The sequence below is a fragment of the Shewanella frigidimarina genome (assembly GCF_003797125.1).
Taxonomy (GTDB): Bacteria; Pseudomonadota; Gammaproteobacteria; order Enterobacterales; family Shewanellaceae; genus Shewanella; species Shewanella frigidimarina.
Genome location: NZ_RKKE01000005.1, coordinates 67,309 through 84,403 on the forward strand (window position 1 = coordinate 67,309; position 17,095 = coordinate 84,403).

Consider the following 17,095-nt stretch of genomic DNA (forward strand, 5'->3'; position numbering starts at 1 on the left):
ATGTGTTTATTCTTTCCACAAAAAGCCTAATACAATGAAATTACCCTTAATTATAAGCTGTTTGATTCTAGCTGGATGTCAATCTACACCGTACGCCATGATCGATGGAAGTCAGAGTAAGATCTCAGATGCTGACAATTACAATGTTGAAATTATCGCCATTGATGGTGCGTTTCAATCAGGCAAACTCACTAAGAATATTAAGCCGGGTTATCACACCGTACATTTGAGCACCACAGGCCCTCTACGCAGTAGAAAAGCCACTTCAACGTTAGTGTATCCGCTGTTAGCAAAAGAATGCATGCGTTATGTAGTCACCGCACAGCACGGCCCGGGTAATAAAGATGACTGGGAAATTAGAGTATTAGATGAAAGGCTTATTCCGGCATGCACGCCTTCGCCAGTAGAACCTGAAGTCGCAGTCGTCATCCCTGATTATGCTAAACCGACAGGCGATATTAGCTGCTTAGCCAAAGAGCAACTGACAAATCAAACGACGCCTTTAGTGCTATTACATTCGGTTGCCGCGTGTATAAAATCTCAAGACTACAACTCAGCAATCAACGGTTACTTTTTAGCGGGTGCTTATGCCTATTTTGATTCTTTACGTGTTACGCACAAGCCGTCACACGCTGTCGTCGATTTGATAAAAAAAGATTCTATTTGGACCTTATCAGCACTTGAGCAACAAAACTTTGAACAGAAACTGGCAGAGTATCTTGCCTCAGAACAAAAACAACAAACGTGTGAATGGGTGAAGACGATTGGCGCACCAGACTATACAGCGCAGTATATGTTGCAGCACTTACCTAAAGACGGTGTTCCTCAAAATACAGACTTATCAGCTGAGATAAAGGCCACGTTGTTTAATGCAACACTGAATGATTACCTTGGGTGTTCATCACTACAAGCCTAATTGCGGCCTAACTCCTTAAACACAAAAGCCCTGTCAATATAAACCGACAGGGCTTTTGCACATCTACAACAAATTAAACCCACCTAACAGAAGGACACGATACCTTCGGTAACATATTGCTCAGGCAGTTTTTGTAACTGTTTTAGCAATAAAGGGTTGCCCAGTAAATATGCCAATTCTTGACGGGTAAACAGCTTTACAATGTTGTGTTGGCACTGTGCTTCCTGCACTTTAACTCGGGTAATGGCTTCGAGTGATTCAACCGCTGAACCAGGCAAACGATGTGGCTTTTTGTCAATAATGGCTAAATGTAAATCCATTAGCTCTGGGTCTTTTAGTAGCCTTGATAAGGTCCACGGTTGTACAATCGCGTTAACGTATTCGCTGCGGCGTTGTTGTGAATCTAGGCTAAGCTTCGGCGCACATACCTCTTCCGGTGTTGCCAATATTTTCAGGCGCTTGACCCATAAGCCAAATCGCTCTGAGCCTGTCATGGCAGAAAGCGGTACAGCAAGCCATAAACCAATTAACGCGGGGCTCATCCACGCCAATAAGGTAAGCGAATCAAGCACTGCGGCGTAACCTAATAACGCACCAATTAACATGTGCCAACGATGACGATAAATCAGTGTTAGCCAAGGTAAGCTGCCGTCGTCACGGCGTTGTGGCGCCCAACCGCTGTCGCGTCCAGCTAAAATAGACATCACAGCACCGCAGTGGATAAGCATCATTATTGGCGCAATCAGTGCCGACAATATAACTTCAACTACCACGCTAATCATGGCTTTACCTCTGCCACCCAACTGTTTGCTCATGATGCTATTTTTCAGTAACAATATGATCCCAAGGATTTTAGGACCAAACAATATGCCCATGGTGATATAAAACAACCGTAGTGCGCGGTCTGAGTCCATTACTGGCCAGGTGGGAAACAAAGAGAATTGATCGGTAAAATACTCTGGGCGAATAAAGTGTGCTTGTAATGCCAGCATTAAGCCCGACAAAATCAGCATTAACCAAAATGGCGATGATAAATAAGCCATTATCCCAGTGAGTAAGTGTAAGCGGCTAACCCAATGTAATCCTTTACTAAACAACACCCGTGAGTGTTGTAAATTGCCTTGGCACCAACGACGATCGCGCACCGCTAAATCGACAATAGACGGAGGGCATTCTTCATAAGACCCTGGAAGGTCTGCAGCAATAACCACGCCCCAACCAGCACGTCGAATCAAGGCTGCTTCGACAAAGTCGTGGCTCATAATATGGCCACCAAATGGCGGTCTACCTGCAAGGTTGGGTAACCCTGCGGCGCTCATAAAAGCTTGGGTGCGGATAATGGCATTGTGGCCCCAAAAGTTACCTTCTTTGTGGGTCCACCAAGATAAACCTGTACCAATTACCGGACCATAAATTCGCGCAGCAAATTGCTGTAGTCGCGCCATTAAGGTATTGCCATTAATTAAATACGGAATGGTTTGGATAAGCCCAGCGTCAGGATCTGCCTGCATCCGTCTCGCCAAACTGACGATAGTATGGGTTTCCATTAAGCTGTCGGCGTCTAGCACCAATAAGTGATCGTATCGGGCGCCCCAGCGTTTACAAAAGTCAGCCACATTACCGGCTTTACGGGCATCATTTTTACGTCGACGGCGGTAATACACCCGCGCATCTTTGCTCACTTGATGGCGCAATATTAAAAATGCCTGTTCTTCTGCCAACGCAATATCGGGGTCAGTAGTGTCGCTTAATATAAACCAGTCAAACGCATGGCTTTCGCCGGATGCAACCAATGCCATCGCCATCACTTCAACTGCAGCAAAAACGCGATCGGGTGACTCGTTATAAGTCGGCATTAATATCGCGGTGCGGGTATGCAATTTTATACGTTCGGCCGTTTCTATCACAGGCTTTTTAAGTAGCATAATAAAGCCGGCAATGCCGCCACTAAATGCCAATGCAATCCAACAAAAGTTAACCGCAAATAACACTAAAACGATGTATTCAAGTGGCGTTACGCCGCCGACATTAAATACCGACACCATCTCGTAAATTGCCATCACCGACATTATAAACGCGCTGCCAACCACTAACAGACGACGTAATCCGTCTGACTTTACGCCATCGGCGATAATGCTCTTGCGTGGCATACCATCGGACAACGCACGTAAACTTTGCGCTTCCATTGGGCTTGGTCGTTCTAGCGGCATGGCTGCACCACCGACCAACGTAGGGTCGACAGTGCTAATGTCAGCATCTGGCTGCATCATGTTCATGCTTAAAGCGTCCAACGATAAAGCCAAGTTTCGACATCACGTGGGCCAGTAAACTTAAGCTCAGCACGTAGCTCGATCAATTCAGCATCTTGTGGATCCATTTCAAATGCCAAACGATAACCATTGGTTTTAGGCTGACGAGACACCACCACATTGGTCACGACGCCTGCTGAACTCTGCACTTTGGCGACCGGAATTTCATCGTTATTGCCTTCTTTAACTTGATAGTCGATAACAAACAAACGTCTCGGTGTGGCTTTAGCGATTTCAGCGCGGCCACTGGCGGTACGGGCCACAATAACAGTGCCATCATCAACTTCGGGCTCGCTGCCCCAAATTAACCGATAAGTAAAATGAAACTCGCTACCGGCTGCGATAGGTTGTTTAGGCTTCCAGTAACTAACGATGTTGTCATGAATTTCAGAGTCTGTTGGAATTTCGGTTAACACCACCTCACCCGCGCCCCAATTTCCGACCGGTTCTACCCATAAACTTGGGCGACGCTCGTAGTGGGCTTCGAGATCTTGGTACGCATCAAAACTACGTTCACGTTGAATTAAGCCAAACCCTTGTGGCGAGTTGTCCATAAAGGCACTGACTTGCAATTGCTTTGGATTAGCCAGCGGACGCCATAAACGCTCACCGCGACCATTTAAGATCAATAGCGCGTCAGAATCATGTACTTCTGGTCTAAAGTCATCGGTGTTTTGACGACCATTCATTGAATGTAAAAACATACTGGTGCTAGGCGCTAAACCGACTTTAACTAAATCCACGCGTGGAAATAGCGTCGCTTCCACATCGATATGGGTGTTTTCGCCAGGTCTTACAGAAAATCGATATGCCCCTGCCACACTTGGGCTGTCTAGCAAGGCATGCACCACGATTAAGTTACTGTCGGTGTTTGGGCGTTCTACCCAAAATGCCCTAAATATTGGAAACTCTTCGCCTTCCGGTTCAGCGGTATTTAATGCTAATCCTCTTGAAGACAAGCCGTAATCGCTGCCTTTACCCAAAGCGCGGAAATAACTCGCCCCTTGGAATACCATAAGCTCGTCAAAATATGCAGGGTTATTGAGTGGATAATGGATGCGTAGACCAGAATAGCCAATATCTTGGGTCGGCAAACGCTGACTCAACACATCACCTGCAGTAAAAAACTCCGAGTTGTAGGCTAAATGGTTGGCTTGCTTACCTTCAACGAGGGCAATTTCAATCAAGTCTTGGAAATAAAAACCTCGATGAAAGAGCTGCATTTGGTATGGCAAACCTTCAGCTTTCCAAATAGAAGCTTCTGGCTTAAAGCGAATATCGCGGTATTCATCGTAAGATATTTTAGCCAACCCTGGCGGTAATGGGTCTTTAAGTTCCACATACGGTTTTTGCGCTAATTTACGCGCAATTTTAACCACAGAATCAGAGTCAAAGTTAGCCGTTTTAGCAAAACGCACTTTGGTTTCTGTGTTCAGGTTATTAGCTGATTTCACTATCGCTTGTTCATCTGCATAAGTTTGCAGCGGTATGGTTACGCTAGGCGATGTGGGGGTAATAATGGGTGGTGTGGGTTCTTGTGCAGCAAGATTAAAACAAAGCCCTGCGGCCATGGCTAACGACAAATGCGTTAGCGCTTTTTTTACAGTGTGAGAGGAGACCGAAGTTCCACAACTCAGTAAGCTAACCATAATAGGCTACCTAAAAAATACAGCGTTAATATGCGAGTTTCAGAGCGGTTATTGCGGCAAAATGTCTTGGTACACAACCCTATGCTCTATTTCGCGAACGATATCAGAACGCCAAAATTTTGCACAAGTATTCATCAATAAAATCCACCAGCACCTATAACATTTTAATCTATTGATATATCCAAATAGCACACAAGGAGAATGAAAAACGACCGTGTTGTTCGTTTGATTTTACGACCATCGAATATTGCCCCCTCAAAAATGTCTGCATACTCATTACATGTTTATTTCTCATTATCAAAAAAAATAACCCAACCATTCTGTCGTATTAAAAACATCAATAATGAAGATGATACATAAGAAGCAACCAATAGAGTTGTTTTAAACAGCAAAAATCTGTGTCTCTTAACATAAATGTACAATTTTTAACCCTTGTTAAGTTGTTAAACATACGTTAATACTAATTTACTCGATCAAGCATTAAATAGAATCGGGATCCAAGAAGACTTAAACATTCTATGCAATACATCATTGCACCTTTGGGGAGGATAAATGATGAAAACCAGTATGTTAAAAATATTAAAAAAGGTATCTCAGGTTAAATCCGCAACACTTAGCGCATTATTTTTAGCAGGTATTACGCTATTGTCACTTTCGCCACAACAAGCCTATGCCCAAGGAACAAAATACCCTGTGGTACTCGTTCACGGTTTATTTGGTTTTGATGATATTTGGGGTGTAGATTATTTTTACAGAATACCGCAAACCTTACGTCAACAAGGCGCTCAAGTTTTTGTTGCTAGCGTGTCACCCGCTAATTCAAGCGAAGTCAGAGGGGAGCAGTTGCGTACTTTTGTTCAAGCAGTACTAGCACAAACAGGGGCAGAAAAAGTTAACTTAATTGGCCATAGCCATGGTGGTCCAACGATTCGCTATGTCGCAAGTGTTAGCCCAGAAATGGTGGCTTCGGCAACATCAATTGGTGGTGTTAACTGGGGCAGTCGTGTTGCCGATTTAGCTCGTGGGATAATTCCCGTAAACTCCAATACAGAATACCTTGCACAACAAGGAATTAACTTGTTAGCAGGTATTATTTCTGGCATCTCAGGTAATAACGGCCTACCGTCGGATAGCATCGCAGCGATGACATCCCTAACCACCCAAGGATCTATTGCATTTAACCAAGCTTATCCTGAAGGTATTCCGAGCCAATATTGTGGTCAGGGCCAACAACTAGCAAATAATGGCGTGTATTATTTCTCCTGGTCGGGTACCAGCCCATTAACTCATGTTGTTGATCCATCGGATTACCCACTAAGTTTAACCAGCCTAGTTTTTGGTGAACCTAACGATGGCCTTGTATCAGGCTGTAGTTCTCATCTAGGTAAAGTGATTAAAGACAACTATAAAATGAACCACTTAGATGAAGTAAACCAAACGTTGGGTCTAGTTAGTTGGTTTGAAACGAATCCAGAAACCCTATATCGCCAACATCTCAATCGTTTACAGCAATTAGGTTTATAAACAAGATGAAAAGTGGATTTTCACTATCTCAAAATCCGCGATTATGGGTGGGCATACTTTTGCTCACCCTTTTTATCGTGTTATTCACAGCTTCATTGATGAATAAACACCAATACCAAGCAGAGCTATTGGCCTATGATAAATTACCTACCGTTCAGCATAACTCATCATTATTCACACCAGAAACGACAGAGATAAATGAGCCTATCGGCACGGAGAAATTGGGACAGCCACTGCTATTATCTCAAGCGCTACGCTGGGATTTTGACGACATCATTTTGCAGCATCAAGATAAAGCAACCTCGCTAGAAAACCTATTGTCTACATTGGCCAGTAAACTTGACCTTAGTGCCGATGCGCACGCTAAACTTGCAGCATTGTTTCAGCGCTACCGTGACTATAAAATCGCGATATCTTCTCTAAAAGACGCCAGTCCAGCAATAGACGGTGATATTGATTTAACCATGACGTTTGATTTTATCGAACAGGCTCATCTATTGCAGCAAAGCTATTTTTCGGAACTCGAAATAGACGCTTTTTTTGCCAAAGACAACAAGTATGATCGACAAGCATTTGAGCGACTGAGAATTCGACAAGAAAGTAGTTTAACCATAGAACAAAAAACGGAGTTACTCGCTCATCAAATCAGCCAACTAGATGAAGAAGAACGCCAAGCCATCACGCCAACATTGATGGCCAATGATATCAGCGCTTATTTAGAGGGAACACCAAAACATGGCGAAGCATCTCCCCCTAACCTAATCACAGGAATAAACGCAGAGATGAGCCAAGAAGTGATTGAACGAGTACAGGCAACTCAAAATACCAATCTAAATTGGCAACATAAAATTACCTTATACCAAGAATACCAACAACAAATCGCCAATTTGTCAGACACGGAACAGCAACAGGCTTTAGCACAATATCAACAACAGCAATTTACCCTCAATGAACAAAAACGCTTAACGGTGTTTCTTAATCATCCTGAGTTAATCAAGCCTTAATCTGCTATCCAATTGATAAATAAACTCTACTCGGGATAATAAACGCCTCAACTCGACAAATGAGTGACTGACGAAATCCAATCTTGGTGTCATAACTGATATCCCAATACTCGACAATTACACAGTGTCTATCACTCACCGCACTCGAATAGCATCAGAGCCTCAGTAACATCACTTGCTTGAGAGAAAAATCTTTAAATACAAAATTTTACTAAAAAACAGGTCGATAAGAACATCCTCTATTTTAATGGAAACGAGTCTGAGTGAATTACCCAGCTATCAATGACATTTAGTACGGCAAGCTCACACTTACTGGCTATTTACTGAAAGTTTACATTCATAAAAGTAATGAATCAAAAACACCTCATCGCATTGATTAAATTAAGAAACATATCTTAAACATTTTATTAGAGCAGAGAGCTTTACAGTAACAACACCATAAGCACTGGTACGTACCTTGACGGCCACCTCACAAATGAGAATAATTATCAAAATCGATACCAAAATATGCTTTGATCATTATGTTTACCTCTCGCTCATTGAACTTAGAATCAAGTCACCAACAGGCTAGTTTCGGAATCGTAAACTCAGCCCTTTCTCCTCCCATCAATAAATACTCCAAATTGCGCCATCAATAACACGCGTAAACAACACACTTGTTTACGCCAAAGCATCCTTGATTACTGAAAATTGAGATTGCTGAAGATCGAGGAATGGTCTTTGAAACGTTTATCGTCAACTTATCACTTTAGAACAGACCAAACGAAACATAGGGAATATGCATGTTAACTGACAAATCCAGATTCACTTTAACCACCATAGCAATGGCCATTGCAGCAATTTTTGCTAGCTCGACGGCAGTTGCTGACGACAAAAATCAGACCGAAGCCAAACCTGAAATCATTGTGGTGACAGGGAGCTTATTGGGCAATTCTGAAGTTGCTGATTTAAAAACGTATACCGGTAACCGCTCAATCATTACTTCAGATCAAATAGAGCGTACTGCAGCCAGATCAATCGACACTGCATTACAACAAGTTCCTGGGATTAAAATTAAAGACGAAACTGGAACTGGGGTTTTACCTAACATATCAGTACGAGGCTTAGACAGCAGCCGCAGTGGTTACGCCCAAGTCTTACTCGATGGGATCCCAATGACGCTTGCGCCATATGGGCACACTGGCCAGTCATTATTCCCTGCCACGTTATTCATGATAGATAGAATCGATGTAGCACGTGGCGGAGCATCGATTCAGTATGGCCCTAACAACGTTGGCGGCGTAATCAACCTTATTTCAAAGCCAATCCCAACCGACTGGGAAACCAGCGTTAATGAGCGCATGACCTTCTTTGGCGACAGTAATACATTATTTGATACCAACATCAGCACTGGCGGCGCGGTTAATGAAGATTTTTCAATGCGTTTTGATGGCAACATCACCAAAGGGGAGTCGTTTCGTGAACACTCCGACACTGACATTAAAAACCTAATGTTAAAGACCCTGTGGAATATCGATGAGCAAAACAGCTTAGATGCCACGCTGCAATATTACGATGCTTTTTCTGAGCTACCGGGTGCATTAAATACTCCCGCTTATGAAGCCGATCGCGAGCAATCCCTACGCCCTAATGATGAGTTTAGTGCCGATACTAAACGAGTGTCATTGAAATATAGCCATGTTCTCGACGACTCTAAAATTATCGATTATGGTGAGATTGATCTCAGAGTATTTGGTAATAAAAGTTCACGTAATTTTCAGTGGGATTTTTATGATTCAAGCAAAGACACCGATGGCAATTTAGGCACAAGCTGGAGCGATACCACCCAGGATGCTACTCATCTGCGTAACTCTCCGCGAGACTTTACTGTGTTTGGCATTGAGCCAACGGCAAGCCTGCTTATTGATGGCGATATTAGTCAGCACATTATCGCAGGTGCTCGTTATATTAATGAAGACATTAGCTACCAACTCAACCACATAGACAAGTCGACTCAAACGGCAACTCGTCCGCGTGACTGGCAAATGGATACCAATGCCATGGCCTATTATGTGAGTAATAAAGTGGGATTCTTTGACGACACACTGTCGGTTACTCCTGGCATAAGATATGAAGATGTCCGCATGACCTTCACCAATGTTGGACAAGACTATAGCCAAGATAATCACGTGACCGAGTGGCTTCCCGGCATCACCTTGGGTTATGAGTTCAGTTCAAACTGGTTTGGGTATACCAATGCTCAACGTTCATTGAGAACACCACAAATTTCGCAATTATGGCCTAAAGATCAAACCCTTGAATCAGAGCTATCTTGGAACTATGAAGCTGGGGTACGTTTTACCCCAACAGAGCGCAGTAACTTAAGTATTGCCGCTTATCGTATCGATTTTGAAAATAAAGTCGAATACGACAGAAACGTCAGTATGTTCGTCAATATTGGCCAAACTCGCAACCAAGGTATTGAGCTAGAAGGCACTTACTCACCTATGTCGCTGCCAGATCTGGTTCTAACCGGCGCTTACAACTATTTAGATACCGAACAACTTGATGGCGAGTTTGCAGGTAACGAATTGGCTTATGTGTCTAAGCATCAACTTTCTGCCAGAGCTTTATATAGCATTAAAGATGTCGATTTAGGATTAATGGCGTTCTATTACAGCAAGTCATTCGCTGACCTTGCTAATAGCGTTGAAGAAGATGTATCAGGCACATCGGGTGAAGTGCCTGCGTATACCGTGGTTAATTTCAATATTGCTACTGAGTTTTTCAAACAAGATAATCACGGCTTAAAGGTGGGATTGTCGGTCAACAACCTATTTGATAACGAGTACTACTTTAGAGGCTTAGATGTGTCTCCAGCAGGACGAGTGCCAGCATCAGGCCGTTCACTTAGCTTAGATGTCGGTTACACCTTCTAATCGGCATTGTTTCTAAGATAGATGTTTTCAGTTTTAACTGAATAATAATCAACCTGTTGCAAACAATAAAGCCTCAGCATTAATGCTGAGGCTTTATTCTACTAGTTATCGTATTGATGTTCGTATTGCTTGTAGAAACGGAGTGGCCACCGAAAAGAGTTAGGTGGCCCTACGATCAGCAACACAAACATGTAGCCAATCTAAATAACCCCGCCCAATAAACCTTAAATAATCAAATCCTTCATCAAACCTTCCAGCACATCCGCCTGACGGCTCAAACTCTCGATTTCTTTTGCTGTCATATTCACTAACTCCATCACTTGAATAGAGCTACTTCTGACAGAATCAACATCACTGGCAATATTATCAGCCACAGCGCCTTGTTCCTCGGCAGCGGCTGCAATTTCCAAACTTCTATCTGAAATATGCTGGTTTTGCTCTGCGATTTCACTAATATTTTGACTTGCACTTGTCATTAACTGTTCGCTTGATTCAGCTTCTTTTACCGTTTTCGCCATCACGTTCATCACACCACGGCTATTGGTTTGCAGCGTTTCAATAATTTTTTGAATTTCAACGGTCGCAGCTTGAGTTCTACCCGCTAAGGTTCTTACTTCATCTGCAACCACTGAGAATCCACGTCCCTGTTCGCCTGCTCTTGCCGCTTCAATAGCAGCATTAAGGGCTAGCAAGTTGGTTTGGTCAGAAATGGCATTAATCGTTGCAATAACCTCACCAATTTCAGTCGCGCTAGAATCAAGTTCTGCAACAGCAACTGAGGTACCACGTACTTCCCCTGCTAATTGATTAATCTCAACCAAGGTTTTTTTGATCTGAGCTTGGCCTTGTGTGGTTTTCTCCGTTGCTCGCGATATTTGCGTTGATGATTCTTGAGCATGGCTAGCTACTTCTCGAATCGACACTGCCATTTCTTCCGTTGCACTGGCTAACGAATCAATGCGGTCTTGCTGCACGCTGGCCAACTGAGTATTTTCATCACTACGCACACGTAACTGAGCACTAATTTGTTGGATCAAAGCAACTGCTTCTTGAGTGGTTTTCACCAACAGATGTTCACGTTCAGTGACCCTATCAACGGTTCTTGCAATCAAATTAAATTCATTACGCGCAGGCGCATAACCAATACGAGATGCAAGATCCCCTTCGGCCAACCTTTTCAATGCTCCATAAATATCGAATAGACTGCCACCGATGAAGGTATTTACATAATAAGAGCAAACAAACATCAACAATAAACTCAAGCTAATGGCAGTGATGTGCCATAAACCTAACCCAGTCAGAAAATTAGTATCATCAACATAACTTAATGAATAGTCTTGCCCTGAAACCTGAGCCGAAATATCAGTATTAAGGCCAATATTAATCGCTGTATTTTGCAGTAAGGGCGCCAGATCAGATGCAGATATCTGAGTCGCCGATGCCAATTGGGCAATCACATCAACTTGTTTTTGTGCTTCTATTGTTCTTTGTGAAGACGCCGCGTCAGCAAAACAAATGCCCATGACGACAACGGCGAGCACAGCAGTAAAAAAAAGAACAAGAAAATTTTCATGTAACTTTACGCTAATTAAATACTTATCTATCCAACGGAAGGCAACTTGTTTCACGATGATATCTCCAATAAAAATGATCAGTTATTACCGAGTGTGGCGCAATACCTAACTTATTCAGCAGGTAATTATTGATATAAGAGAACACGTCATTCGGTCAATTATCAGAAATAATATATGACTGTCGTTAGCAGGTGTTTCTAAATAACAAAATTGGCACCTAGATCACGCAAAAAATGTCAGAAAAGACACTTATTGTAACTTAACCACCACAAACTGGTAACCTTCCTCAAAAAATCACCTGAAGTTGTCGCATGACTCAGCTGTTAGTTAAGGAGTAATTGTAACTAAGCACCGATTTAGCTAACTTGTGTAAACTTATTATCAGTAAGCATTTAACTCGTTCATGTATTTCATCGGTGATGTTTTCATGACTTTTTTAAACATGGTAATAAATGCACTCACCGACTCATAGCCTAATAACTCGGACACCTGTTGCACACTTTGCTTATCTGACAGTGCTTGCAGTGAAGTAATAATATGCAGCTGTGTACGCCATTTGCCAAAAGTCATTCCGGTTTCTTTCTTAATCAACCGCGCTAACGTGCGCTCTGTTAAGGCAAATTGTTCTGCCCATTGCGGCAGTGTTTTTCTATCGTGAGGCTGACTGATCAATTGCTGGCTCATCGCTTGAATAACCATATTTTTAGACAAAACAAAATCTAAATGTTGGATCGGCATATCAATTAATTGGTCGTGTAATACCTGAGCTAATCGTGCCGTTTTACTGTTTGCGCGATAATGCTGATCGCGACTAGCAAGTTCACACATCAGCTCTTTCACTAATGGCGAAATCGCTAATGTACAAGTATTTTGTGGCATGCCGTCCATATTGCTATCGATAAATAAATGGCACAACTTGGCGTTATCTGATGCGCGGTTACTGTGGACTTTGTGCGCAGGGATCCAAATAGCGCTATGGGTTGGTACCATCCACATTTTTGCCGATACCTCGCAAGTCACATAACCATGCAAAGCTAAGATTAACTGACCTTTTGGGTGAGTATGCAGCGGAATTTCGTGGCTGGCACAGGCATGCTCTATTTTGGCAATAATGGATTGCTTCATATACTCAAAATTTTTGATTTCATCCCAACCAATTGCATCAAACATAGTTTTGTCAGTTTTCAGTTATTTATTGTCACTATCTCTAAATTATATCGTTCGGCAAATCTTTATACTAGCAACCATTATTAAGTGAAATCTAAAGCAGCTAATGACGTTACAAACCGACAATACTAAACCGCAGTCTCGATTTTCTGGTGCATTACTCGTAATAGGCATTTTGCTTATTGCGGCTAATTTACGCGCGCCTTTTACCGGCATTGCTCCTGTACTAGACCAAATTATTAATCACTTTGGACTAAGTGGCTCACAAGCAGGGTTTATAACAACATTACCGCTTATCGCCTTTGCGATTGTGTCACCCATGGCGGCGACATTTGCCCGCAAACAAGGGTTAGAACACACACTGTTTGCAGCACTTATTTTGATATTGCTGGGTATCGGCACCCGATTTATCGACTCATCCACCATGCTTTTTATTGGTACGGCAATTATTGGCATCGGCATTGCGATTGCAAACGTGTTATTACCCAGCCTAATAAAACGTGATTTCGCCACCAAAGTAGCCTTAATGACCTCGGCTTACGTGCTAACAATGGGAGTGGCTTCTGGCGGGTTCTCAGCGTTGGTATTTCCGTTAAGCCAATTCAATGGTTTAGGCTGGCAATTAGCGCTTGGTTCGGCGGCTATGTTAACGGTCGCGGGGATAATTGTGTGGATGGCGCAATTAGGTAAACACACTAAGCCGGCTCGTATTGCACCATTATCTTCTTCGTCAAAAAGTGTGTGGCGTTATGCACTTGCATGGCAAATAACCTTATTACTGGGCTTAAACTCTTTTTTAACTTATATCATTATTACTTGGCTGCCCAACATATTGACTGACACGGGTCACTCGGCCACACAAGCTGGTGCTTATCATGGCGCATTTCAAATTGCGACAGCGCTGCCAGGTTTAGTGTTAATTCCATTATTGGCTAAATTAAAAGATCAAAGTGCATTGAGCTTTTTACTTGGAGTACTCAGCGCAATCAGTGCATTAGGGCTACTCTACGTACCACACTTTGCATTTGCATGGACAATAATGTTGGGGTTTTGCTCTGGGGCTTGTTTTATTTTAGGGCTATCGTTTATTAGTTTACGCACTGACGACCAGCACCAAGCCGCATCGCTTTCTGGTATGTCACAATGTGTGGGCTATTTATTAGCGGCAGTGGGCCCTATGTTAGCCGGAGCAATACACACTACAACAAGCAGTTGGACTGGACCATTATGGTTATGCGTTATTGCAGCATTGTTATGTGCATTATGCGGCTTAGGCGGTGGCAGAAATACCACGTTACATAAGTCGGTTAACTAAACATACACGGCCTGATGACTGAGTTATGCATTTAATATCACCATCCTAATGAAGCAAACCTCATTTGAGAAAACGATATTGAGCAACATAAAATCAAGCCGTAAATATGGTAGGTCACTCAAAAATAAGTCATTGAGATAAACGAGTTGCGGTCACGACATAGTACCTATCACACCGGATGCTTACACCCAATAAACAGGATAGTGACGCTTAGGATCTGTGGAAAGATTATTCACTACCAACGCAACGATCAAGAGTAATACCGTACCTAAAAACACGGGCATTAAGGCATAGAAAAAACCGAGCTGATGAACGTTTTCCCCACCAATCACGGCAATCAACGCTGTAGCACCAGCGGGCGGATGTAGGGTTCTGGTCAAGTACATTAACGCAATAGATAGCGATACAGCCAAAGCGCAGGCTAGCACTATATAATCAGTAAAGACTTGATAAACCGCAACACCTATTAACGCTGATATTACGCTGCCACCAATTAAATTACGGGGCTGAGAAAACTCCGCTAACGGAGCACCGTAAACCAACACAGCTGACGCACCAAAAGACCCTATTACAAACATACTGCCCATAGGATTAGCGGCCGTATAAAACGCTAAACCAGCAACTAAGTAAATACCACAAAATGCGCCAATCCATGACCAAACAATTTTCTTTAGCGGTTGCCTAGGAGGACAAATGTCCTTTGATCGCATGCGAGTAAAATAGAATCTCATTATGTTAATCCGAGTAAATAGCCTAATACATTGTTGACGATGTCATTCGCGAGCAGCAAATTAGCGCTAAAGAAACACAATTGCAATTACACCCAACCAAAATCCTCTTGGAAATAAGGTAATGCTACTTTAGTGATCTCGTGATGATCTAATGATGTGAATATTAATGAGATAAAGACGGTTTTTTGGTTCTAGTGACTAAAAAACAAATGAGGGAACCTAACGTGACCAATGCTACACCCTGCCAAAATGATCCCGTAAGTGAAATAGACAAATAAACAGAAGCAAACATGGTCGAAAACACAGGGGTAAAATATGACAACGTGCCTAACAATATAATATTTCCACCAATAATGGCCTGGTTCCACAAAGCATAACCGGTGCCGATTACCATGCCAGCAAACAATAATGTAAACGTTGATGGTAAGGTGAAGTGTAAGCGGGGTTCGTTACTCAAAAAATATTGTATCCACAACGTTACCGCAGTCGCGCTAAAAAACAGTGCAATCGCATTTTTTCCGTTACTGATTTTTTGAGTGACTACGCAATAAATTGCCCAAATAAATGCCGCAGAAAAGGCCATAGAATAGGTTAATGGGTTGTCCGAAATATTAGTTAACAACAGACTAGGTGAAATACCCTGGTCGCCAGCAATACACCAAGCAACACCTGTAAATGCCAATAAAATACTTGGGTAAACCAAAATATTCACTTTGTTACGACTCATCATGACACTTAACAATATCGTCAGCGCAGGCCATAAGTAGTTAATAATCGACATTTCCATTGCTTGCAGTCGGCTATTGGCCATGCCTAAAGATAATGCCAGACAGATTTCATAAGTGACAAATAACCCACCTCCGATAAATAAATATCGCTTAGGGTAATCTTTTATTTTGGGTATTCCCATAACCGACATTAGAAATAGCGCACTGACGGTATACATCATTGCAGCGCCAGCAATGGGACTAAATAATTCGGATAAATCACGGATTAATGCCGTGACGGTACTCCACAGCAAAATGGCAATAACGCCATAAAACGTATACTTATTGTCGCGAATATAAGACACCAAACCCACCGTTATTTCATCGCGGATTTTACATATACATCAAAACGATTTTTTTTCTGCGCTAACACCATACTCGGTTTAACACCATTCAAGTCTTCTGCGTAATCAGGACGCTTTACCACTACTCGTTTGGTGGCTAACGCCATTGAAGGGGCTAACAGTCCATCGGCATCTAAGTCTGCGCCAACCAAAGTTTGGAACACGCGCATTTCTTTTTTAACCAGAGCTGATTTTTCACGGTGTGGGTACATTGGGTCTAAATACACCACATCAATTTCAGTGCCCGATGATTGAGCTGCGTCGGCTAACGCGCTGATACTTGAACCGTGAAATAAGCTCATCAAATCGCGCATCCACTCGCCTATTTCGGCGTCTTCATAAGCGCGGCGTAAACCATCTTCAAGTAATGCTGCAACTACAGGATGACGCTCAACCATAATCACTTTACAACCTAGGCTTGCCAGTACAAAAGCATCTCGGCCAAGCCCTGCGGTGCCATCAACTACGGTGGGTGTTACGCCTTGCTTTAGTCCGACAGCTTTGGCAATCGATTGACCTCGGCCACCACCAAACTTACGGCGATGCGCTACAGCACCAGACACAAAGTCAACGCTAATGCCGTCAAGCTTAGGCTCATCTCGTTTATGCAAACTCAAGCAGTTTTGATCGAAACGCAATTCAAAAGCGGCGTCTTTGTCCCACACCAACTGCCAGCGCTGGGCGATGTCGACTAATGAAGGATACTGCTGATTAAAGAAGATCGGGGTCTGCAACAAGATGATTACCATGCCAATGTAAGAAACTACGCCATTATGCCAAAAGCCATCACCAGTGAACACCTATACCTCGCGCGCTAGAAAACTTATAATGTCGCTATTACACAGTTTTTGCTGTCTCATTTAGTAAATGGAAATGC

The 17,095-nt window shown here is 42.8% G+C and carries 12 protein-coding genes; 5 read left to right on the forward strand and 7 right to left on the reverse strand.

The features are described from left to right. Positions 1-97: 97 nt before the first annotated feature. A complete protein-coding gene (locus EGC86_RS15255; protein ID WP_165872431.1) occupies positions 98-916 on the forward strand; it encodes a hypothetical protein in 819 nt (272 codons plus the stop codon). A gap of 83 nt (positions 917-999) precedes the next feature. Here the strand turns inward: EGC86_RS15255 and mdoH are convergent, their stop codons facing one another. Both mdoH and EGC86_RS15265 read right to left on the reverse strand, forming a co-directional pair. Next, positions 1,000-3,183, reverse strand: coding sequence for a glucans biosynthesis glucosyltransferase MdoH (gene mdoH, locus EGC86_RS15260; RefSeq protein ID WP_165872437.1), 2,184 nt, complete (start codon positions 3,181-3,183; stop codon positions 1,000-1,002). Between the two features lie 11 nt (positions 3,184-3,194). Then, positions 3,195-4,874, reverse strand: coding sequence for a glucan biosynthesis protein G (locus EGC86_RS15265; protein ID WP_123778114.1), 1,680 nt, complete (start codon positions 4,872-4,874; stop codon positions 3,195-3,197). 552 nt (positions 4,875-5,426) lie between these two features. Between EGC86_RS15265 and EGC86_RS15270 the strand changes: the two genes are divergently transcribed. From EGC86_RS15270 to EGC86_RS15280, 3 genes are all read left to right on the forward strand, one after another. Then, positions 5,427-6,398: an esterase/lipase family protein gene (locus EGC86_RS15270; protein ID WP_011639258.1), complete on the forward strand. Its 972-nt coding sequence runs from the start codon at positions 5,427-5,429 to the stop codon at positions 6,396-6,398. 98 nt (positions 6,399-6,496) lie between these two features. Then, on the forward strand, positions 6,497-7,402 hold the full coding sequence (locus tag EGC86_RS15275) for a lipase chaperone family protein (RefSeq protein WP_165872432.1): 906 nt from the start codon (positions 6,497-6,499) through the stop codon (positions 7,400-7,402). Between the two features lie 782 nt (positions 7,403-8,184). Continuing rightward, entirely contained in the window at positions 8,185-10,320 is a 2,136-nt protein-coding gene (locus EGC86_RS15280; RefSeq protein WP_123778116.1) for a TonB-dependent receptor family protein, read from the forward strand. A gap of 224 nt (positions 10,321-10,544) precedes the next feature. Here the strand turns inward: EGC86_RS15280 and EGC86_RS15285 are convergent, their stop codons facing one another. Together EGC86_RS15285 and EGC86_RS15290 are read right to left on the reverse strand one after the other, a co-directional pair. Next, positions 10,545-11,948 (reverse strand): methyl-accepting chemotaxis protein, encoded by a 1,404-nt coding sequence (locus EGC86_RS15285; protein WP_011639261.1) that lies wholly within the window; start codon positions 11,946-11,948, stop codon positions 10,545-10,547. A 327-nt stretch (positions 11,949-12,275) separates the two neighbouring features. Continuing rightward, positions 12,276-13,064, reverse strand: coding sequence for an AraC family transcriptional regulator (locus EGC86_RS15290; protein WP_102035829.1), 789 nt, complete (start codon positions 13,062-13,064; stop codon positions 12,276-12,278). Positions 13,065-13,167: 103 nt separating this feature from the next. Between EGC86_RS15290 and EGC86_RS15295 the strand changes: the two genes are divergently transcribed. Further along, on the forward strand, positions 13,168-14,376 hold the full coding sequence (locus tag EGC86_RS15295) for an MFS transporter (RefSeq protein WP_011639263.1): 1,209 nt from the start codon (positions 13,168-13,170) through the stop codon (positions 14,374-14,376). A gap of 182 nt (positions 14,377-14,558) precedes the next feature. Here EGC86_RS15295 and EGC86_RS15300 read toward each other — a convergent pair whose 3' ends face one another. The 3 genes from EGC86_RS15300 to EGC86_RS15310 all read right to left on the reverse strand — a co-directional run bounded on the left by EGC86_RS15300 (position 14,559) and on the right by EGC86_RS15310 (position 16,967). Next, on the reverse strand, positions 14,559-15,107 hold the full coding sequence (locus tag EGC86_RS15300) for an HPP family protein (protein ID WP_123778117.1): 549 nt from the start codon (positions 15,105-15,107) through the stop codon (positions 14,559-14,561). Positions 15,108-15,270: 163 nt separating this feature from the next. Further along, complete coding sequence (gene yddG, locus EGC86_RS15305) at positions 15,271-16,179, reverse strand: aromatic amino acid DMT transporter YddG (protein ID WP_123778118.1); 909 nt, start codon at positions 16,177-16,179, stop codon at positions 15,271-15,273. Between the two features lie 11 nt (positions 16,180-16,190). Continuing rightward, on the reverse strand, positions 16,191-16,967 hold the full coding sequence (locus EGC86_RS15310) for a class I SAM-dependent methyltransferase (RefSeq protein ID WP_165872438.1): 777 nt from the start codon (positions 16,965-16,967) through the stop codon (positions 16,191-16,193). Positions 16,968-17,095 lie beyond the last annotated feature (128 nt).

Bases quoted from the DNA above. Each gene is read 5' to 3' on its own strand.
- EGC86_RS15255 (WP_165872431.1), top strand. From the start codon at position 98: ATGATCGATGGAAGTCAGAGTAAGATCTCAGATGCTGACAATTACAAT.
- mdoH (WP_165872437.1), bottom strand. From the start codon at position 3,183: ATGCAGCCAGATGCTGACATTAGCACTGTCGACCCTACGTTGGTCGGT.
- EGC86_RS15265 (WP_123778114.1), bottom strand. From the start codon at position 4,874: ATGGTTAGCTTACTGAGTTGTGGAACTTCGGTCTCCTCTCACACTGTA.
- EGC86_RS15270 (WP_011639258.1), top strand. From the start codon at position 5,427: ATGATGAAAACCAGTATGTTAAAAATATTAAAAAAGGTATCTCAGGTT.
- EGC86_RS15275 (WP_165872432.1), top strand. From the start codon at position 6,497: ATGAATAAACACCAATACCAAGCAGAGCTATTGGCCTATGATAAATTA.
- EGC86_RS15280 (WP_123778116.1), top strand. From the start codon at position 8,185: ATGTTAACTGACAAATCCAGATTCACTTTAACCACCATAGCAATGGCC.
- EGC86_RS15290 (WP_102035829.1), bottom strand. From the start codon at position 13,064: ATGTTTGATGCAATTGGTTGGGATGAAATCAAAAATTTTGAGTATATG.
- EGC86_RS15295 (WP_011639263.1), top strand. From the start codon at position 13,168: ATGACGTTACAAACCGACAATACTAAACCGCAGTCTCGATTTTCTGGT.
- EGC86_RS15300 (WP_123778117.1), bottom strand. From the start codon at position 15,107: ATGAGATTCTATTTTACTCGCATGCGATCAAAGGACATTTGTCCTCCT.
- EGC86_RS15310 (WP_165872438.1), bottom strand. From the start codon at position 16,967: ATGGTAATCATCTTGTTGCAGACCCCGATCTTCTTTAATCAGCAGTAT.